Source organism: Aeromonas sp. EU05-FHT14A05 (assembly GCF_058791175.1).
The window spans coordinates 60,986-81,892 of the sequence record NZ_JBYTDH010000010.1 but is presented as its reverse complement, the minus strand read 5'-3'; the positions used below and the strand labels follow the sequence as shown (position 1 = coordinate 81,892).

At 62.2% G+C, this 20,907-nt stretch carries 14 protein-coding genes; 8 read left to right on the top strand and 6 right to left on the bottom strand.

Features of this window, described 5'->3' with window-relative positions; translation table 11 throughout:
- Window positions 1-78: 78 nt before the first annotated feature.
- Window positions 79-942, bottom strand: a complete 864-nt coding sequence (gene nadC / locus AC3WR3_RS14770) for a carboxylating nicotinate-nucleotide diphosphorylase (RefSeq protein WP_492292206.1) — start codon at window positions 940-942, stop codon at window positions 79-81.
- Window positions 943-945: 3 nt separating this feature from the next.
- Window positions 946-1,416 carry a retropepsin-like aspartic protease family protein gene (locus AC3WR3_RS14765; protein ID WP_454010273.1) on the bottom strand — a complete coding sequence of 157 codons (471 nt, stop codon included), beginning with the start codon at window positions 1,414-1,416 and terminating at the stop codon, window positions 946-948.
- A 137-nt stretch (window positions 1,417-1,553) separates the two neighbouring features.
- On the opposite strand from AC3WR3_RS14765, the gene ampD reads away from it, so the two are divergent.
- The 6 genes from ampD (at window position 1,554) to AC3WR3_RS14735 (ending at window position 10,617) form a co-directional block, all read left to right on the top strand.
- Window positions 1,554-2,126: a 1,6-anhydro-N-acetylmuramyl-L-alanine amidase AmpD gene (gene ampD, locus AC3WR3_RS14760; RefSeq protein WP_492292205.1), complete on the top strand. Its 573-nt coding sequence runs from the start codon at window positions 1,554-1,556 to the stop codon at window positions 2,124-2,126.
- 275 nt (window positions 2,127-2,401) lie between these two features.
- Entirely contained in the window at window positions 2,402-3,166 is a 765-nt protein-coding gene (gene pdhR, locus AC3WR3_RS14755; protein WP_005329211.1) for a pyruvate dehydrogenase complex transcriptional repressor PdhR, read from the top strand.
- A gap of 68 nt (window positions 3,167-3,234) precedes the next feature.
- Window positions 3,235-5,895: a pyruvate dehydrogenase (acetyl-transferring), homodimeric type gene (aceE, locus tag AC3WR3_RS14750; RefSeq protein WP_139439018.1), complete on the top strand. Its 2,661-nt coding sequence runs from the start codon at window positions 3,235-3,237 to the stop codon at window positions 5,893-5,895.
- Window positions 5,896-6,060: 165 nt separating this feature from the next.
- Window positions 6,061-7,950, top strand: coding sequence for a pyruvate dehydrogenase complex dihydrolipoyllysine-residue acetyltransferase (gene aceF, locus AC3WR3_RS14745; RefSeq protein ID WP_202047331.1), 1,890 nt, complete (start codon window positions 6,061-6,063; stop codon window positions 7,948-7,950).
- 153 nt (window positions 7,951-8,103) lie between these two features.
- The gene (gene lpdA / locus AC3WR3_RS14740; protein WP_106885664.1) at window positions 8,104-9,531 is read left to right on the top strand and encodes a dihydrolipoyl dehydrogenase; all 1,428 of its coding nucleotides are present in this window, start codon (window positions 8,104-8,106) and stop codon (window positions 9,529-9,531) included.
- A 129-nt stretch (window positions 9,532-9,660) separates the two neighbouring features.
- Window positions 9,661-10,617, top strand: a complete 957-nt coding sequence (locus AC3WR3_RS14735) for a GGDEF domain-containing protein (RefSeq protein ID WP_492292204.1) — start codon at window positions 9,661-9,663, stop codon at window positions 10,615-10,617.
- On the opposite strand, the gene AC3WR3_RS14730 is transcribed toward AC3WR3_RS14735, so the two are convergent.
- The 4 genes from AC3WR3_RS14730 to AC3WR3_RS14715 all read right to left on the bottom strand — a co-directional run bounded on the left by AC3WR3_RS14730 (window position 10,614) and on the right by AC3WR3_RS14715 (window position 15,387).
- On the bottom strand, window positions 10,614-10,928 hold the full coding sequence (locus AC3WR3_RS14730) for a hypothetical protein (RefSeq protein ID WP_005329198.1): 315 nt from the start codon (window positions 10,926-10,928) through the stop codon (window positions 10,614-10,616). The two genes, AC3WR3_RS14735 and AC3WR3_RS14730, sit on opposite strands and share 4 nt — an antisense overlap.
- Before the next feature lie 417 nt (window positions 10,929-11,345).
- Window positions 11,346-11,558 (bottom strand): hypothetical protein, encoded by a 213-nt coding sequence (locus tag AC3WR3_RS14725; RefSeq protein WP_202047329.1) that lies wholly within the window; start codon window positions 11,556-11,558, stop codon window positions 11,346-11,348.
- 147 nt (window positions 11,559-11,705) lie between these two features.
- Window positions 11,706-13,352 (bottom strand): methyl-accepting chemotaxis protein, encoded by a 1,647-nt coding sequence (locus AC3WR3_RS14720; RefSeq protein ID WP_139439022.1) that lies wholly within the window; start codon window positions 13,350-13,352, stop codon window positions 11,706-11,708.
- Window positions 13,353-13,476: 124 nt separating this feature from the next.
- Complete coding sequence (locus AC3WR3_RS14715; protein WP_319913986.1) at window positions 13,477-15,387, bottom strand: methyl-accepting chemotaxis protein; 1,911 nt, start codon at window positions 15,385-15,387, stop codon at window positions 13,477-13,479.
- Window positions 15,388-15,662: 275 nt separating this feature from the next.
- Here AC3WR3_RS14715 and AC3WR3_RS14710 point away from each other — a divergent pair, with 275 nt between their 5' ends.
- Window positions 15,663-17,975: a patatin-like phospholipase family protein gene (locus AC3WR3_RS14710; RefSeq protein ID WP_492292203.1), complete on the top strand. Its 2,313-nt coding sequence runs from the start codon at window positions 15,663-15,665 to the stop codon at window positions 17,973-17,975.
- A gap of 229 nt (window positions 17,976-18,204) precedes the next feature.
- A complete protein-coding gene (acnB, locus tag AC3WR3_RS14705; protein WP_319917300.1) occupies window positions 18,205-20,802 on the top strand; it encodes a bifunctional aconitate hydratase 2/2-methylisocitrate dehydratase in 2,598 nt (865 codons plus the stop codon).
- The last annotated feature ends 105 nt before the right edge of the window (window positions 20,803-20,907 follow it).

Sequence of the window (20,907 nt, the reverse complement as noted above, 5' to 3'; positions counted from 1 at the left end):
AGAAAAGGCGCCGATGGCGCCTTTTGCAAGTTTCGAGCCCTGTAATATTTTGGGGCTAGGTGGACTCGTTCTACTCGCTCAGCTTTCGATAAAGCGCATCGAGAGGTCCAGCGCCCGTACGTGCTTGGTCAGGGCTCCCACCGAGATAAAGTCGACGCCGGTGGCTGCATAGTCGGCCAGCGTCTCCAGGGTGACGTTGCCGGATACCTCCAGCCTGGCGCGGCCCTGGTTCACAGCAACGGCCTCCTGCATCATGGGCACGTCGAAGTTGTCCAGCATCACTATGTCGGCCCGGGCGCTCAGGGCCTGCTCCAGCTCGGCCAGGGACTCAACCTCCACTTCCACCGGTTTGCCCGGGTTGAGGCGGCGCGCCTCGGTGATGGCTTCCCGGATGCCACCGCAGGCGAGGATGTGATTCTCCTTGATGAGGTAGGCATCAAACAGACCGATACGGTGGTTTTTGCCGCCGCCGCAGGTGACGGCATACTTCTGGGCACTGCGCAGGCCGGGCAGGGTCTTGCGGGTATCGAGCAGGCGACACTCGGTCCCTTCCAGCTCGGCCACGTAACGGGCGGTCAGGGTGGCGACCCCGGAGAGGGTCTGCACGAAGTTCAGGGCATTGCGCTCGCCGGTCAGCAGCACCCGGGCCGGGCCATGGAGGCGGAACAGCTCCTGATTGGGGGAGAGGCGCTCGCCATCCTGCACCTTCCACTCCACCTTGACCTCGCCGCCGAGCTGGGCAAACACCTCGTCGACCCAGGGCTGACCACAAAATACGCCGGCCTCGCGAGTGATGACGCGCGCCGTCGAGATGCGATCCGCCGGGATCAACTGGGCGGTGATATCGGCGCTGGCATCCGGTTGATCCAGTGCGGTGAGGGCATCGCCCAAGTCTTCGAGTAGTGCGGCGCGCACGGCGCGGCTGATGTCCTGTTGTAACATGCCTTATTCCTGCAAGGGTCTGAGAAGCAACTGCCTGTCTTTCTGACGTAATTCCAGCCTGCCCAGGGCATTCATGCCCACCAGGATCTCCTCCCCGTCGGCAGCCGGATTGATAAAGACGGACAAATCGTACAGGGTCAGTGGGCCCATCGCCAGGCTTTCGATCCGGCCTGTCTCGACCTGGATCTGACCCGCCGCCGTATTGACTTGGCTGCGACCGGTGGCGACGAGGCCGAGGCGTGATGCCACCTGGCTCGGTATGGTCACCCGGGTGGCTCCCGTGTCCAGCAGCAGTTGCACCGGCTGGTCGTTGATGGCACCCTCCAGACGATAGTGACCACTGGCATCGGCCTTGAGCAGCAGCTCGCCGCTGGCGGTCACGCTGGGTTTGGCGCTGGAGTAGAAGTAAAGGGTGAGCAGACCCAGCAGTGAGAGCCAGGCCAGCAGCCAGAGACGGCGTGCCATCGGGTGCATATGGGGTCCAGTGCCTTGCAAGTGATGGCTCAGCCTAACACAGCTTTACCCATGGATTCAGAGGCTTGTTTCCGGTTTCTTGCGGCGGCAGGCAAGGTCCATGGTGTCCCTCTCCCCATTGTTGAGTCGAGTAGACGATGACTGAACCCGCAACCATTTTTTCCATCGATCGCGCAGGCTGGTGCGAACAGGCCCGCAGGGTGCCTTCGCCCCATCACAATGAACGGATCGGCCCGGACGACATCTCCCTGCTGGTGATACACGGCATCAGTCTGCCGCCGGGAGAATTTGGTGGCCCCTGGATCGACGATCTGTTTCTCGGTCGCCTGGATCCCGACGCTCACCCTTACTTTGCCGGCATTCATCAGCTGCGGGTCTCCGCCCACTGTCTGATCCGCCGCGATGGCGAACTGGTGCAGTATGTGCCGTTCACTGCGCGAGCCTGGCATGCGGGGGTATCGAGCTGGGAGGGGCGGGAGGCGTGCAACGACTTCTCCATCGGCATCGAGCTGGAAGGAACCGACGAGCTGCCTTACAGCGATGCACAGTATGAGGTGCTGGCAGGCCTCAGTCGGGCCATATCCAGCCAGTATCCCGAGGTGACGGCAGCACGCATCGTCGGCCATTGCGACATAGCGCCGGGTCGCAAGACGGATCCCGGTGCCAGTTTCGAATGGCTGCGATATCGTGGAATGCTCAACTTTGAGTAAAAAATCCAAACATTAGTTTGTGTTTTTAAAATCAATGGCTTGCCTTTTGGGTGAGCCATTTTTCATGCTGTTGGCCAAATGTTATCTGTGAGCAGGCTCATAAATATTGGTCAGACCATTTTCTATGAGCCATATCATAATTTCGCTTTTTTACCCCTAAAGTGGCAAGCTTCGTTCTTGATGCAGATCATATTTTGGGTGGACTTTTTCCAAGCCCTCTGCTAATTTTCGCCCCAATCATAGAATTGGTAATACCAATTTAACAAAGTAGCCTCATGCCCTATATCAAGATAACTCAGCCCAAGCTGGCCGACGCCATCGTCGCCGAGCTGGAAAGCATGATTCTGGAAGGCAGCTTGCAGCCGGGGCAGAAGCTGCCCCCCGAGCGGGAACTTGCCATCCAGTTTCAGGTGTCGCGGCCGTCCCTGCGCGAAGCCATCCAGCGCCTGGAAGCGAGGGGACTCTTGTATCGCCGTCAGGGCGGCGGCACCTATGTGCAGAATGCCTTGAGCAAGGGGATCGCCGATCCCCTGTTCGAACTGCTCAGTACCCACCCGGAAGCCCAGTATGACCTGCTGGAGTTTCGTCACGCGCTGGAAGGCATCTGTGCCTACTATGCCGCGCTGCGGGGGACTGAGGCCGACTTCGAGCGGATCCGCCTGGCGCAGTCCGCCATCGAAGAGGCGGGTCAGCAGGGGTCGCTGGTGGTCGAATCGACCGCCGTCACCCAGTTCTATCTGGCGGTGGCGGAGGCGTCCCACAACGTGGTGCTGCTGCACCTGCTGCGGGCCATGGGCCCCATGCTCGAACAGAACATTTTACGAAATAACGAGATTTTGAATCGCCGTCCGGGAGTGGTAGCCAAGATCCGTCGCCATCGTGCGAGCCTGATCGAGGCTATCCTGTCGGGGGCTCCGGAGCGGGCCAGGGCTGCTTGTCATGAGCACCTGGCCTTTATCGAGGACACCTTGTTGGATATGCAGAGGGAAGACAGCCGGATCCAGCGATCCATGCGTCGGATCCGTCAGCAGGAAAACTAATCCCACAAGGCTTTATTGTCGAATTCTTGCGCATCTTAACCGCCGTGCAATAACAATAGGAACCAGCCATGTCTGATATCCTGAAGAACGATGTGGACCCGATAGAAACGCTGGAGTGGCTTGCCTCTCTGGAATCCCTGCTGCGTGAAGAGGGTCCGCAACGCGCTCAGTTCATCCTTGAACAACTGGCCGAGAAAGCCCGCATCAGCGGTGTGGACGTGGCTGAAAAGGCGAATCGCGACTACATCAACACCATTCCTGCCAGCGACGAACCGGCTTACCCGGGCGACCTGGAGATGGAACGTCGCATCCGCGCCATCATCCGCTGGAATGCCATGATGATAGTGCTGCGTGCCTCCAAGAAAGACCTGGACCTCGGCGGTCACATGTCTTCCTTCGCCTCTTCCGCGACCATCTATGAAGTCTGCTACAACCACTTCTTCCGCGCTCGCAGCGAGAAGGACGGTGGCGATCTGGTCTACTTCCAGGGTCACATCTCCCCGGGCATCTACGCCCGTGCCTTCGCCGAAGGTCGTCTGACCGAAGAGCAGCTGGACAACTTCCGTCAGGAAGTGGATGGCAAGGGCATTCCTTCCTACCCGCACCCGAAACTGATGCCGGACTTCTGGCAGTTCCCGACCGTTTCCATGGGTCTGGGCCCCATCGCCGCCATCTATCAGGCTCGCTTCCTGAAGTACCTGACCGACCGTGGCATCAAGGATTGCTCCGAGCAGACCGTGTACGCCTTCCTGGGTGACGGCGAGATGGACGAGCCGGAAGCCAAGGGCGCCCTGACCGTTGCCGTGCGTGAAAAGCTCGACAACCTGGTGTTCGTGGTCAACTGCAACCTGCAGCGTCTGGACGGTCCTGTTGTCGGCAACGGCAAGGTCATCAACGAGCTGGAAGGCCTGTTCGCAGGCGCCGGCTGGGATGTCACCAAGGTCATCTGGGGTCGCAAGTGGGATGAGCTGCTGAAGAAAGACACTTCCGGCAAGCTGATCCAGCTGATGAACGAAACCGTGGATGGCGACTACCAGACCATGAAGTCCCGCGACGGCGCCTACGTCCGTGAGCAGTTCTTCAACCGTTACCCGGAAACCGCCGCCCTGGTCAAAGACATGACCGACGAGGAGATCTTCGCCCTGAACCGCGGTGGTCACGATCCTCGCAAACTGTTCGCCGCCTTCTCCAAGGCCGCAGCGACCAAGGGCAAGCCGACCGTCATCCTGGCCAAGACCATCAAGGGTTATGGCATGGGCGAAGCGGCCGAAGGCAAGAACATCGCTCACCAGGTCAAGAAGATGGATCTGGGCTCCGTGCGTCACCTGCGCGATCGTTTCAGCCTGCCGGTCACCGACGAGCAGCTGGAAAACCTGCCGTACCTGAAGATCGAAGAGGGTACCGAAGAGCACAAGTACCTGCACGCCCGCCGTGCCGCGCTGAAGGGCTACGTACCGACCCGTCTGCGCGAGAGCACCACCAAGCTGGAAATCCCGGCACTGGATGCCTTCGGCCCGCTGCTGGGTGAGCAGGCGCGCGAGATCTCCACCACAATGGCGTTCGTGCGTTCCCTGAACGTGCTGCTGAAAGACAAGTCCATCGGCAAGCGCATCGTGCCGATCCTGGCCGACGAAGCCCGTACCTTCGGTATGGAAGGCCTGTTCCGCCAGATCGGCATCTACAGCCCGCACGGTCAGCAGTACACCCCGCAAGATCGCGACATCGTCTCCTACTACAAGGAAGACAAGCAGGGTCAGGTTCTGCAAGACGGCATCAACGAGCTGGGCGCCATGTCCTCCTGGCTGGCTGCTGCGACCTCTTACAGCACCAACGACTGCCCGATGATCCCGTTCTACATCTACTACTCAATGTTCGGCTTCCAGCGGATCGGCGACATGGCGTGGGCAGCAGGTGACCAGCAAGCCCGTGGCTTCCTGCTGGGCGCGACCTCCGGTCGTACCACTCTGAACGGTGAAGGTCTGCAGCACGAAGATGGCCACAGCCACATCCTGGCCGGCACCATCCCGAACTGCATCTCCTATGACCCGTCCTACGCCTATGAAGTGGCGGTGATCGTACAGGACGGCCTGCGTCGCATGTACGGCGAGAAGCCGGAGAACGTCTTCTACTACATCACCACCCTCAACGAAAACTATGCCATGCCGGCCATGCCGGAAGGCGCCGAGGAAGGCATCCGCAAGGGTATCTACAAGCTGGAATCCGTGGCCGGCACCAAGGCCAAGGTACAGCTGCTGGGTTGTGGCTCCATCCTGGGTCACGTCCGCACCGCCGCCCAGATCCTGGCGAGCGAGTACGGCGTGGGTTCCGACGTGTTCAGCGTGACCTCCTTCAACGAGCTGGCTCGTGATGGTCAGGACGCCGATCGCTGGAACATGCTGCACCCGACTGCGGCCGCCCGTGTGCCCTACATCACCTCCGTACTGGGTTCCGAAGCCACCATCGCCGCGACCGACTACATGAAGTCCTTCGCCGAGCAGGTACGTGCCTTCGTGCCGACCGAGAACTACCGTGTACTGGGTACCGATGGTTATGGCCGTTCCGACAGCCGTGCCAACCTGCGTCGTCACTTCGAAGTGAACGAGTTCTACGTCGTTGTCGCCGCCCTGACCGAACTGGCCAAGCGTGGTGAAGTAGACAAGCAGGTTGTGGCCGACGCCATCGCCAAGTACGGCATCGATGCCGACAAGGTTAACCCGCTGTACGCGTAAGAGGATTGAGCGCCCTGTCCGGACTTGCGTGCCGGACAGGGCCTTGCCCAGGTTAATGCGACATAAGGGTAAGAGGACACACAGGGTCCGGACGGCAACAACGAGCCGGAACCTGCTCTTGCCAAGGTTAACGCGATAAACGTACGCGTAAGAGGATAAAGCACAATGTCCAAACAGATTATGGTGCCGGATATCGGTGCCGATGAAGTGGAAGTGACCGAGATCATGGTCGCCGTGGGTGACAAGGTCGAGCTCGACCAGTCCCTGATCGCCGTGGAAGGTGACAAGGCCTCCATGGAAGTCCCGGCTCCGGCCGCGGGTATCGTCAAAGAGATCCTGATCAAGGTGGGCGACAAGGTTGCCACCGGTTCCCAGATCATGATCTTCGAAGCGGAGGGCGCTGCTGCTGCCGCTCCGGCTCAGGCAGCCGCTCCGGTTGCCGCCGCACCGGCTGCCCCTGTTGCTGCCGCTGCCAAAGACGTGCACGTACCTGACATAGGTGACGACGAAGTCGAAGTGACCGAGATCATGGTCGCCGTGGGCGACATGGTTGAAGCCGACCAGTCCATCATCGCCGTGGAAGGTGACAAGGCCTCCATGGAAGTGCCGGCGCCGTTCGCGGGCCGCGTGGTCGAGATCAAGGTTGCCGCCGGCGCCAAGGTCTCCACCGGTTCCCTGGTGATGGTATTCGAAGTGGCTGGCGCCGCGCCTGCCGCCGTTGCCGCGCCGGTTCAGGCTGCCGCTCCCGTGGCCGCTGCCCCGGCTGCCGCCGCTGCCAAAGAGGTCAACGTACCAGATATCGGCGGCGACGAAGTGGAAGTCACCGAGATCATGGTGGCCGTGGGTGACAAGGTCGAAGCCGACCAGTCCCTGATCGCCGTGGAAGGTGACAAGGCTTCCATGGAAGTCCCTGCGCCGTTCGCCGGTGTGGTCAAGGAGATCAAGGTAAAGGCGGGTGACAAGGTCTCCACCGGTTCCCTGATCATGGTGTTCGAAGTCGCTGGTGCTGCCCCTGCCGCCGCCCCGGTTGCGCAAGCTGCTGCCCCCGTTGCCGCCGCCCCTGCCGCGGCCCCGGTTGCTCAGGCTGCTGCCCCGGCTGCCGCTGCCTCCGATTTCGTGGCCAACGATGCCTATGTTCACGCCTCCCCGGCGGTTCGCCGTCTGGCCCGTGAATTCGGCGTCAACCTGGCCAAGGTGAAGGCTTCCGGTCGCAAGGGCCGCATCGTCAAAGAAGACGTGCAGGCTTACGTGAAGGATGCGGTCAAGCGCGCCGAGTCCGCCCCTGCTGCCGGTACCGGCACTGGCAACGGCATGAGCGTCGTGGCATGGCCCAAGGTTGATTTCAGCAAGTTCGGCCCGGTCGAAGAGCTGGAACTGACCCGGATCCAGAAGATCTCCGGTCCTGCTCTGCACCGCAACTGGGCCATGATCCCCCACGTCACCCAGTTCGACGAAGCGGATACCACGGATCTGGAAGCGTTCCGCAAAGAGCAGAACATCCTGGCCGAGAAGCAGAAGCTGGACGTGAAGATCACCCCGCTGGTGTTCATCCTGAAGGCGGCCGCCAAGGCCCTGGAAGCGCACCCGCGCTTCTGCAGCGCCCTGTCCGAAGACGGCAGCAAGCTGATCATGAAGAAGTACATCCACATCGGTGTGGCGGTAGACACCCCGGGTGGCCTGGTTGTGCCGGTCGTTCGCGACGTCAACAAGAAGGGCATCCATGAGCTGTCCCGCGATCTGGCCGAGATCTCCAAGAAGGCTCGTGCCGGCAAGCTGACCGCTGCTGACATGCAGGGCGGTTGCTTCACCATCTCCAGCCTGGGTGGCATCGGCGGTACCAGCTTTACCCCGATCGTCAACGCGCCGGAAGTGGCCATCCTGGGCGTCTCCAAGTCCGAGATGAAGCCGAAGTGGAATGGCAAGGAGTTCGTGCCTCGCCTGATGCTGCCGCTGGCCCTGAGCTATGACCACCGCGTCATCGACGGCGCCGACGGGGCTCGCTTCATCACCACCCTGAGTGGCGTGCTGTCCGACATTCGTCGACTGGTTCTGTAAATGTAAATGAGAGGGCGAGCACAGAGCTCGCCCTTTTCACTTCTCATTTCATTAACAAAATTATAAACTTGCCCCGTTTTTTTCACGGCTGCAGCCGCCTTCTTTGGCATAAGACTGTGCTGTCCGGGGATATAGAACGACAAAGAGGTCATGATGAGTAAAGAGATCAAAACCCAGGTCGTAGTACTGGGTGCTGGCCCTGCCGGTTATTCCGCTGCTTTCCGCGCTGCCGATCTGGGTCTGGATACCGTTATCGTCGAGCGTTACTCCACCCTGGGTGGCGTCTGCCTGAACGTGGGCTGCATCCCCTCCAAGGCGCTGCTGCACGTTGCCAAAGTGATCGAAGAAGCCAAGGCGCTGGCCGAGCACGGCATCGTCTTCGGTGCCCCGCAGACCGACATCGACAAGGTGCGTCTGTGGAAAGAGAAGGTCATCAACCAGCTGACCGGCGGTCTGGCCGGCATGGCCAAGATGCGTAAAGTCCAGGTCGTGAACGGCTTCGGCAAGTTCACCGGCCCGAACACCCTCGAAGTGGAAGGTGCCGACGGCAAGACCACAGTGACCTTCGACAACGCCATCATCGCGGCCGGTTCCCGTCCGGTGAAGCTGCCCTTCATCCCCCACGATGACCCCCGCGTCTGGGATTCAACCGATGCGCTGGAACTGACCACAGTACCGGGCAAGCTGCTGGTTATCGGTGGCGGCATCATCGGCCTGGAGATGGGGACCGTTTACTCCTCCCTGGGCTCCGAGATCGATGTGGTGGAATTTGCCGATCAGCTGGTACCGGCTGCCGACAAAGACATCGTCAAGATCTACACCAAGCGCGTTGCCAAGAAATTCAACATCATGCTGGAGACCAAGGTCACCGCAGTTGAAGCCCGTGAAGACGGCCTGTACGTCTCCTACGAAGGCAAGCACGCCCCGGCCGAGCCGGTTCGCTACGACAACGTGCTGGTCGCGGTCGGTCGTGTGCCGAACGGCAAGCTGATGGACGCCGAGAAAGCCGGTGTTGCCGTCAACGAGCGCGGTTTCATCGAAGTGGACAAGCAGCTGCGTACCAACGTGGCTCACATCCACGCCATCGGTGACATCGTCGGTCAGCCGATGCTGGCTCACAAGGGTGTGCACGAAGGCCATGTGGCGGCCGAAGTCATCGCCGGCAAGAAGCACTACTTCGACCCGAAAGTGATCCCGTCCATCGCCTACACAGAGCCAGAGATGGCCTGGGTCGGTCTGACCGAGAAGGAAGCCAAGCAACAGGGCCTGAACTTCGAAGTCGCCACCTTCCCCTGGGCTGCTTCCGGCCGTGCCATCGCCTCCGATTGCGCCGACGGCATGACCAAGCTGATCTTCGACAAGGACAGCAACCGCGTCATCGGTGGTGCCATCGTCGGCACCAACGGTGGTGAGCTGCTGGGCGAGATCGGTCTGGCCATCGAGATGGGTGCCGACGCCGAAGATCTGGCGCTGACCATCCACGCTCACCCGACTCTGCACGAGTCCGTGGGTCTGGCTGCCGAAGTGTTCGAAGGCTCCATCACCGACCTGCCGAACGCCAAGGCCAAGAAGAAGAAGTAAGTCTCTTCTTCCTTGCCATGATGAAAAGCCGCTCTCAGGAGCGGCTTTTTTGTTGCCGGACGATGAAAGAGATTTGTTCGAGGCCATTTGCTATGCTGAAGTTTCTATCATCAACCGCCGACCCTTCCCATGCAAGCACCTGCCATACCCGAACAAGAACGACAGCGACTCGATGGCCTGCGCCGTCTTGCCATCCTGGATAGCACGGCGGAGGAGCGCTTCGATCGCATTACCCGGATGGCGCGCAACATGTTCGAGGTGCCCATCTCGCTCATCTCCCTGGTGGATGAGGAGCGGCAGTGGTTCAAGTCCCGCTGCGGTCTGGATGCGCAGGAGACGCCGCGGGATATCTCCTTCTGTGGTCATGCGATCCTCGGCGAGGAGATCTTCGTGGTGGAGGACGCGACCCGGGATCCACGCTTCGCCGACAATCCCCTGGTGCTGGGGGCCCCCCACATCCGTTTCTATGCCGGAGCGCCTTTGCACATCGCCGGTGGCTACAAGGTGGGCACCCTCTGCCTTATCGATCGCAGGCCGCGCCAGCTGGATGAGCGTCAGCGGGCCTTGTTGATGGATCTGGCGGGCATGGTGGAGCATGAGCTGGCCGCCATTCAACTGGCTATCCTGGACGAGCTGACCGGCATCACCAACCGTCGTGGCTTCATCATGCTGGGGCAGAAGTGCCTGCAGCTCTCTCATCGGCAGGGACGGGAGGCGAGTCTGCTGTTCCTCGACCTCAACCGTTTCAAGGAGATCAACGACACCCTGGGGCACGAGGTGGGGGATGATGCCCTGCGCCAGGTGGCATTGCTGCTCTCCCGGGTGTTTCGCAATGCGGATATCTTCGCCCGGCTTGGCGGGGACGAGTTCGTGGTGCTGCTGCCGGGCATAGGGGCGGAGCTGGTGCCCCGGGTGCTGGCCCGTTTCGAGAAGGCGCTGGCGACCTTCAACCGGGAGCAGGGCAAGCCCTATCAACTGCTTTGCTCCACCGGCGTCGCCCACTATGATCCGCTGCTGCCGCCCGATCTGGAACTGCTGTTGCAACAGGCGGACAAGCAGATGTACGACCGCAAAAAAAGGTACTAGCAGCGCCCTTTTTTCGCCTGTCCTGGCGGGCAGAAGGTGCGATAGCCGCCCTGGCGATGGTGGTGATCATCATAGCGGTAGTAATAGCGACCAGGGTAGCGGTCATCGTAATAGCGGCGGTAATAGCCATCGTGGTGATGATGGTCATCGTAATAGCGATAGTAATGGCCCCCATGATAGCGGTAATAGCCGTCAGTGACCCGGATATGGGCATCGTCCACGCTGAAATCTGCGCCGTGTACCCGTACCGGGCCACTGGTGCAGGCGGTGAGCAAGGCGCCAAGCAGTACCATCAGAATCCGCTTGTCCATAACAACCTCCTAGGGTTTCCCCTGATTATGCTGCCGTTCCCCATGGGCATCGGGGGAAGTTGGTGGCGTTGCGTCATGACTTGCCGCTGGCATAACCGGGAACATGCGGTGTTCCCTCAAGTATGGGGTAGAACATGGGTTGCGAGGACCGTGCTCTGCAGCGATCTGCCCTTGCTGGCGCTGTCGTTTCATTGCCGCGTCACACTGGCGTCACTGCATGATGGAATGGCTTATATGCCGGGCCTGAGCAGGCTTGGCATCAAAGGTGCGGCCCATGGTGGGGCTCAAGGTACAGGAGGAGAGGCGTTTTCTGGTTGAGATGGTGGTCGATGCCGGCATGGGATCCCGTGTGACTCGGGGCTGTCCCCCGCATTAGGCCTGGTTGCGGCAGGCAGATGGCGGCCACAAAAAAAGGCGCTAGCAGCGCCCTTTCTTGGCCTGTCCCGGGGGACAGAAACGACCCCGCTGGCCGCCATGATAGTCATCATCGTAATAGCCATCATGTTGGCCATCGTAGACCCGGATCCGGGTGTCATCCACACTGACATCGGCGCCGTGCACTCGCACCGGACCGCTGCTGCAGGCTGACAACAGCGCCCCCAGTACCATTACCATCATCAGTTTGCCCATTTCCGTTCTCCTTGGTTCTCCTCTGATTATGCGGTATTTCGGCCGGGTTCCTGAGTCGAGTTGGCGCCGCTGCGTCATGGCTTGCCGTTGTCGAAGAACAGGGTGCGCGGCTGCGCTCCCTGAGTGAGAGAGGGGAAGAGCGGGGGCTCAGAGGCGGAAGTTGCCGACCAGCTTGTCGAGCTCGCCGGAGAGCTGTTGCAGACTGCGGCTGGATGCGGTCAGCTGGTGGGCGATGTCGGCCGTCTCTGTGGTGAGCTGGTTGATGTCCTCCACGTTGCGGTTGATCTCCCCCACCACGCTGGACTGCTCCTCGGTGGCGGTGGCGACCTGGATGTTCATGTCGCTGATCTGGGTGATGTGGGCTGTGATCTGGCCGAGCGCCCCGTTGGCGGCGTCCGCCCGGGTGACCACCTCCAGACTCTGGTTGCGCCCCTGGGCCATGGCGCTGACGGCGCGGGCGCTCTGCTCCTGGAGGCGGTTGATCATGCCCTGGATCTCGGCGGTGGAGGCGGCGGAGCGGCTGGCGAGGTTGCGCACCTCGTCGGCCACCACGGCGAAGCCGCGGCCCTGTTCACCGGCGCGGGCGGCCTCGATGGCGGCGTTGAGGGCCAGCAGGTTGGTCTGTTCCGAGATGCTGCGGATGGTGTCGAGTATGCTGCCGATGGAGTCGGTCTGGCTCGCCAGGGACTCGATGACCCCGGCCACCTGCTCGATCTCCCCCGAGAGGCCGACGATGCCGTGGCGGGCCTGGGCTACCACCTGGGCACCCGCATCGGCCTGATCGTTGGCCTGCCTGGCCACGTCGGCGGCGAGCGACGCATTGCCGGCGATCTCGCTGACGGTGGCGCCCATCTCGTGGATGGCGGTGGCGACCTGGACGGTGCGATCCCGCTGTGCGGTACAGTTGTGCTGGGTCAGCTGGGCCTTGGCAGCCACCTCGTTGGCGGTGGCGGCGAGCTGGCGGGAGTTGCTCGCCACCTGCTCGATGGCACCGTGGATGCGGGCCACGAACTGATTGAAGCTGCTGGCTATCTCGGCCAACTCGTCCTTGCCGGTCAGGCTGGCACTGCTGTCGAGGGCAAGGTGGCGGGCGGCATCCCCGATGTGCAGTTGCAGGAAGGAGACCCGGCGGCGCAACCCGATCAGGATGAGGGTCGAGACCAGCAGCGAGATGGCGATGGCGATCACTATGATGGCGATCATCTGGTTGCGGCCACTGTCATAGCTGCTCTGGCTCAGCTCGTTGCGCTGCTGGGCCTGGCCGATGAGGCCGTCGAGCAGGGCGTTGGCCCCCTTGCGCATCTCCCCATAGGTCTGGCTGTAGCTGTCCCGATAAATGGTGCGGGCCACCTCCATCTCATCCTTCTCCAGCGCCTGCAGCATGGGGATCAGCTCCTCACGCTCCATCTTCTCGAACTGGCCGAGCAGCCGCTCGGCCTCGGCCCGGGCGGCGGGATCGACCTGGGCCGTCACCGCCTGCTGCATGGCCTGACGCATCTCGGGAATATCTTCCTCGCGGGTCTCCTTGACCCGGGTCAGTACCCCCTTCTCGTCGCGCAGGGAGGTCTCCTGCAGCAGCATCATGTCGATGCCGACGCGCATGCGCGGGATGCGGGAGGCCACTTCCGCCATGGCCCGCATGGGGGTGGCGGTATTCTGGAACAGCTCATCGGCCTGTTGCTTGATGTTGCCCATGCTGCGCAGGCTGGCGGCGCCGACCAGCAACAGGGCGAGACAGGGCACGGTAACGGCCAGGATGAGTTGGGTTTTGATCGTGATCTTGCCTGCCAGCATGATGACTCCTTGGTGTGTTGCTATGTCGCTACTGTAGCGGCTTGTCATGACGGTTTGCCGTCATTCCCGGGCCGACACTCCCTGCCGACCCGGACGAAAAAGAGCGCCTAAGCGCTCTTTCATCTCATAGCCGGAAGTTGCCGACCAGCTTGTCGAGTTCGCCGGAGAGCTGCTGCAGACTGCGGCTGGACTCCGTCAGTTGATGGGCGATGTCGGCGGTCTCCATGGTGAGCTGGTTGATGTCCTCCACGTTGCGGTTGATCTCCCCCACCACGCTGGACTGCTCCTCGGTGGCGGTGGCGACCTGGATGTTCATGTCGCTGATCTGGGTGATGTGGGCGGTGATCTGGCCGAGCGCCCCGTTGGCGGCGTCCGCCTGGGTCACCACCTCCAGACTCTGGTTGCGGCCCTGGGCCATGGCGCTGACGGCGCGGGCGCTCTGCTCCTGGAGACGATTGATCATGCCCTGGATCTCGGCGGTGGAGGCGGCGGAGCGGCTGGCGAGGTTGCGCACCTCGTCGGCCACCACGGCGAAGCCGCGGCCCTGTTCACCGGCGCGGGCTGCCTCGATGGCGGCGTTGAGGGCCAGCAGGTTGGTCTGCTCCGAGATGCTGCGGATGGTGTCGAGTATGCTGCCGATGGAGTCGGTCTGGCTCGCCAGGGATTCGATGACCCCGGCCACCTGCTCTATCTCCCCCGAGAGGCCGACGATGCCGTGGCGGGCCTGGGCCACCACGACCGCACCCGCATCGGCCTGATCGTTGGCCTGCCTGGCCACGTCGGCGGCGAGCGACGCATTGCCGGCGATCTCGCTGACGGTGGCGCCCATCTCGTGGATGGCGGTGGCGACCTGGACGGTGCGATCCCGCTGTGCGGTACAGTTGTGCTGGGTCAGCTGGGCCTTGGCGGCCACCTCGTTGGCGGTGGCGGCGAGCTGGCGGGAGTTGCTCGCCACCTGCTCGATGGAGCCGTGGATCTTGGCGACGAAGTTGTTGAAGCCGGTGGCGACCTGGCTCAGTTCGTCCCGTCCTTCCACCTTGAGGCGCTGGGTCAGATCCCCGTCACCACTGCCCAGTTCCCGGAACAGGCGGGCCAGTTCGTTGAGGGGGCGACTGACGGAGCCGGCCAGCAGGACGCCGAGCAGCCCCATGCCGACGGCGATGAGCAGGCTCACCAGCACTATGTGCAGCCGCGCCTTGTCCAGCTCGGCATAGATCTCGGCTTCCGGCACCTGGGCCACCAGATACCAGTCGAGCAGGGGGATATAGCTGGTGGCGAGCACCACGGGCTGGCCATCGATTTCGGCGTGGGTGACGGCGAACGGTTGCTTGGTCATCAGCGCGCCGGCGCCCGGGCCAGCCAGCTGACTCAGGCTGTCTCTGTCGATACGGGCGGCGTCCGGGTGCAGTTTCACCTTGCCGCTGCCATCCGTCATGAAGACGAAGCCGCTGTCGCCGATGCGGAAGTTGGCGAGCATGCTGACCATGCTGTCGAGGGACTTGGCTAGCCCGGCCAGGCCGCGCCCGTCGAGCTGCTGGAAGTTAACGAACAGCTTCACCTCGCCATTGCTCTCGCGAAAGATGCTGAGCATCAGGTCCTGGCCGCTCTTGGTGTAGTCGTAGAACCAGTTGTCCTGTTCATGGTTCAGGATGCGCAGGAAGCCGTCCTGGTTGTAGTAGGCGGCGCTCTGGCGATCGGCGAAGGAGGCGGTGACCAGGCCATACTGGCTCGTCATGTCCTTGAGCTGGTCGATGAGGATGGACTCCTGCTCCTTGGGCATGCCACGGGCCACCCAGTCCAGCACGAAACGGTCATTGGCCAGCTGCCTGGCGGCACTCGCGACCGAGGTGAGATCCTTCTCGATCTCCTTGCCGATACGCTGGGTCAGGTTGGGCAGCTCCTGCTCGAACATGCGGGTCTCGATCAGCTGCTGGGCCGAGCGCTGGCTGAAGTAGCCCACCAGCAGGCAGGAGAGAGCCACGGCGAGGATGACGGTGGCCAGAATTTTCTGTTTGAGTGTCAGGCTTGCGAACATAAGGGTGACTCGGGAGTGTGGACCTAAGGTTGAGTACATATTAACGGCTGAGCTGGCGTGCTCTTGAGGTGGTGGCGGCGATTATTGCCGATTAACGTTTGCGCTCACATCAGACCGGGACTGGATTGGCGCCGGTTATCCCTGGCTCTGGGGCCCCGGGGGTGATGACATCTCGCCAGCGGGGGCGCTTGCAGTTAAAGTTCTGGAACTTATAGTTGGCAGCACTCATGTCGGCGGGCTGCTCGCTCGACTCGCACGGATCAATGGACACTCATATGCGCATCTTTCATCGGGGATGGACCCATCTGCTTATGCTTATGCTTCTGCTGGCGACCCTGCCATTGGCGGGGATGGCCCAGGCCAGTGACACCGGGCCCAAGGCTCGGGTGCACGGCGGCGAAGGCAAGGCGGAGCGACCCAGGATCGCCCTGGTGCTGAGCGGCGGCGGCGCCAAGGGGGCGGCCCACATCGGGGTGCTCAAGGTGCTGGAAGAGAAGCGCATCCCGGTCGACATCGTCGTCGGCACCAGCATGGGCTCCTATGTGGCGGGCATGTACGCCATGGGGCTCAGTGCCGAGGAGGTGGAGCGGATGACCCTGGCCATCGACTGGAACAAGGGGTATCAGGACAAGGTCGGTCGTGACGAGCTCTCCCTGCGCAAGAAGCAACAGAGCGAGAAGTACCAGCTGCGCACCGACATCGGGGTCAACGGTGACCAGACTCAGCTGCCGGACGGCTTCTTCCAGGGGCAATCCATGGCCAGCCTGCTGCGTCATGCCACCTCCAACCTGCCGGCCCAGAAGAGCTTCGACGATCTGCCCATTCCCTACCGCGCCGTGGCCACCGACATGGAGACGGTGACCCCCTTCGTGCTGGACAGTGGCAGCCTGGCCAAGGCGATGCAGGCCTCCATGTCCATTCCCGGCGCCCTCAAACCCGTGGAGTGGGAGGGACACATCCTGGCCGACGGCGGTACCGTCAACAACATGCCGGTGGACGTGGCCAAGGCCATGGGGGCCGACGTGGTGATCGCGGTGGACATAGGTGCCAAGCTGCGCACCCGGGAGTCGCTCAAATCCGGGCTGGCCATGATAGACCAGCTCACCACCTACATGACCCAGGTCGGCACCGAGAAGCAGAAGGCGCTGCTGGGGCCGAAGGACGTGCTGCTCAGCCCCGAGTTCGGTGACATGGGGATCGCCGACTTTGCCCGCATGCCGGAGGGGATCAAGCAGGGGGAGGCGGTGGCCGACCGCGCTGCTGCCCAGCTCGATGCCCTGTCGCTCTCCCCCGACGCCTATGCGGATTACCGCAACAAGAAGCTGAGCCGCCGCGCCGAGCGCAGCGGGCAGCCGGCCTACTACATCGACAAGGTGGAGATCCTCAACAAGTCGCGCCTCTCCGACGAGACGGTGCGGGCCATGCTCAAGGTGCGCCCGGACAAGGTGCAGACCTATGAGAGCCTGGAGGCCGGGATCCGCCGCCTCTACGCCCTGGAGTCGTTCGACCGCATCACCTACGAGGTGGAGGAGCGGGACGGCGAGAACGTGCTGGTGGTGGATGCCAGCGAGAAGAACTGGGGCCCGGGCTATCTCAACTTCCAGCTCGGCTTCTCCGATGACTTCGAGAGCAGCTCCAACTACAACGTCGGCATGTCCTATACCCTGACCAACGTCAACGACTGGGGCGCCGAATGGCTGACCGAGGCGTCGCTCGGCACCGCCAAGCACCTCAAGACCGACTTCTACACGCCGCTCGAGCCCTCCCAGACCTTCTATGGCGAGGCGAGCCTGGCCTATGACAAGACCCAGCGCCGGGTCTTCTTCCCGGAAGAGGATGTCAAATCGTCCGGGGTCCGTTATCTGGACTCCGAGTACAGCTTCACCAGCATGGATCTCGCCGTCGGCTGGAACCGCCAGCCCTGGAGCAGGTTGTCCCTGGGGCTGGAAGGCCAGGTGGGCAGCGTCGATGTCCAGAACCTGTCCGACGCGAGTGCGGATGCCACCGCCTGGGGGCCCTACATTCGCTTCGAACACGACACCCTCGACAGTCGCTACTTCCCCTATCAGGGTATCTACTGGGACATCAAGGGGGGCTACTCCCACATCAAGATAGAGCCGACCGGCGAGCCGACGGAGAACACCGAGGGGCTCAACTACCACCTGGCGATGATCAAGCCCTGGTCATGGGGACGACACAGCCTCAACCTGATGCTGGAAGGGGGCGGTTCCTCCTCTGAGGAAGAGGTGCCGTTGTTCGTGCAGGATCTCGGCGGCCTGTTCCGGCTCTCCGGCTTCCAGCACTACCAGCTGAGCGGCCGCTACAGCCTGTTCAGCGGTCTGCGCTACATCTACCGGGTGGCGGACAACGACTTCGGGGCCATCAAGGCACCCCTGTTCCTCGGGGGCTCCCTCGAGCAGGGTGGGGTCTGGGACAAGGGGGATGACATCAGCCTGGAATCCTCCTATACCGCCGGCTCCGTCTATGTGGGGGTGGAGAGCTTCCTCGGCCCCATCTTCCTCGGCTATGGCATGGCGGAGGGGGGACACGACATGTTCTATCTGCAATTGGGCACTACGTTCCAATAAGGGTGAAATGATGACTTTTTGTTAACTTGTCTGTGCTGTGTGTCTTGTCAGTTTAAAAAAACCTAACTGGCTTATATGGTTATGCTGGTTTGGTGAATAACTGCACAGGGTTTGGATTTTAATTACTCGTTAAAACTTATATAGTGGGGGGCACCCTACGGGTGTCCCGCAAGGACGATCGCCGCGAGCTTGGGCGAACCCCAAAAAAAAGACCAAAGAGGAATTAGTCGTGCTTGAAACATACCGTAAACACGTCGCAGAACGTGCCGCCGAGGGCGTGGTTGCCAAACCTCTGGACGCAGAGCAGGTCGCCGCCCTGGTTGAACTGCTCAAGAACCCGCCCGCCGGTGAACATGATTTTCTGAAAGAACTGTTGTCCTCCCGCGTTCCCCCGGGTGTCGATGAAGCGGCCTATGTCAAAGCCGGCTTCCTCACCGCCGTCGCCAAGGGCGAGGCCCACTCTCCCATACTGACCGCCGCCGAAGCGGTCGAGCTGCTCGGCACCATGCAGGGTGGCTACAACATCCAGCCGCTGATCGATCTGCTGGACGACGCCTCCCTGGCACCTCTTGCCGCCAAGGGCCTGTCCCACACCCTGCTGATGTTCGACTCCTTCCACGACGTGGAAGAGAAGGCGAAGGCGGGCAATGCCCATGCCCAGCAGGTGCTGCAATCCTGGGCCGATGCCGAGTGGTTCCTGAACCGCCCCGCTCTGGCCGAGAAGATCACCGTCACCGTGTTCAAGGTGACCGGCGAAACCAACACCGACGATCTGTCCCCGGCGCCGGATGCCTGGTCTCGTCCCGACATCCCGCTGCACGCCCTGGCGATGCTGAAGAACGCCCGTCCCGGCATCACCCCGGACAAGGACGGCGTCATCGGCCCCATCAAGACCATCGACGCCCTGAAAGAGCAAGGCTTCCCGCTGGCCTATGTGGGTGACGTGGTCGGTACCGGCTCCTCCCGCAAATCCGCCACCAACTCGGTGCTCTGGTTCATGGGGGACGACATTCCCTTCGTGCCGAACAAGCGCGCCGGTGGCGTCTGCCTGGGCGGCAAGATTGCTCCCATCTTCTTCAACACCATGGAAGATGCCGGCGCCCTGCCCATCGAAGTGGATGTCTCCAAACTGGAGATGGGCGATGTGATCGACATCTTCCCCTATGAGGGCAAGATCACCCGTCACGGTACCGACGAGGTGCTGGCCCGCTTTGAACTGAAAACCGAGGTGCTGATCGACGAAGTGCGCGCCGGTGGCCGCATCCCGCTGATCATCGGCCGCGGCCTGACCGACAAGGCCCGCGAGGCGCTGGGTCTGCCGTTCTCCACCGTGTTCCGTCGCCCGCAGCCGGTAGCCGACACCGGCAAGGGTTACACCCTGGCCCAGAAGATGGTGGGCAAGGCGTGCGGCGTGCAGGGCATTCGCCCGGGCACCTACTGCGAGCCGCGCATGACCACGGTCGGCTCCCAGGACACCACGGGCCCCATGACCCGCGACGAGCTCAAAGATCTCGCCTGCCTCGGCTTCTCCGCCGATCTGACCATGCAGTCCTTCTGCCACACCGCGGCCTATCCCAAGCCCATCGACGTGCAGACCCACCACACCCTGCCGGACTTCATCATGAACCGCGGCGGTGTCTCCCTGCGCCCCGGTGACGGCGTCATCCACTCCTGGCTGAACCGCATGCTGCTGCCGGATACCGTGGGTACAGGTGGTGATTCCCACACCCGTTTCCCCATCGGGATCTCCTTCCCGGCGGGCTCTGGCCTGGTGGCCTTCGCCGCCGCCACCGGCGTGATGCCGCTGGACATGCCGGAATCCGTGCTGGTGCGCTTCAAGGGCGAGCTGCAACCTGGCATCACCCTGCGTGATCTGGTCCATGCCATCCCCTACGCCGCCATCCAGAAGGGGCTGCTGACTGTCGAGAAAGCGGGCAAGAAGAACATCTTCTCCGGCCGCATCCTCGAGATCGAAGGTCTGCCGACCCTGAAGGTGGAGCAGGCGTTCGAGCTGGCGGACGCCAGCGCCGAGCGCTCCGCCGCCGGTTGCACCATCAAGCTGGATCAGGCCCCGATCATCGAGTACCTGAAGTCCAACATCGTCATGCTGAAATGGATGCTCTCCGAAGGCTACGGCGACGTGCGCACCATCACCCGTCGTATCAAGGGGATGGAAGAGTGGCTGGCCAATCCGGTGCTGATGGAAGCGGACAAGGATGCCGAGTACGCCGAAATCATCGAGATCGATCTGGCCACCATCAAGGAGCCCATCCTGTGTGCGCCGAACGATCCGGACGACGCCCGCCTGCTGAGCGAGGTGGCCGGCAGCCAGATCGACGAGGTGTTCATCGGTTCCTGCATGACCAACATCGGCCACTTCCGTGCCGCCGGAAAACTGCTCGAGAAGTACCAGGGCGAGCTGCCGACCCGCATGTGGATAGCGCCGCCCACCAAGATGGACAAGGATCAGCTGACCGAAGAGGGCTACTACGGCATCTTTGGTCGCGTCGGTGCCCGCATCGAGATCCCGGGCTGTTCCCTCTGCATGGGCAACCAGGCGCGCGTGGCGGAAGGGGCCTCCGTGGTCTCCACCTCCACCCGCAACTTCCCGAACCGTCTGGGCAAGGGTGCCAACGTCTACCTGGCCTCTGCCGAGCTGGCTGCGGTTGCCGCCATCATCGGCAAGATCCCGACAGTGGCGGAGTACCTGCAGTACGCCAAGACCCTGGATGCCACTGCAGCCGACACCTATCGCTACCTCAACTTCAACGAGATCGCCTCCTACACCAGGAAGGCCGATGCGGTGATTTTGCAACAGGCGGTCTAAGCCTGGCCGGTCTGACCACTGGAAATAACAATGCCGCGTCTCGACGCGGCATTTTCCATTGATGGGGGTTGCGCGATAATGGGCCGCCAATCTCCCGCCACTGCG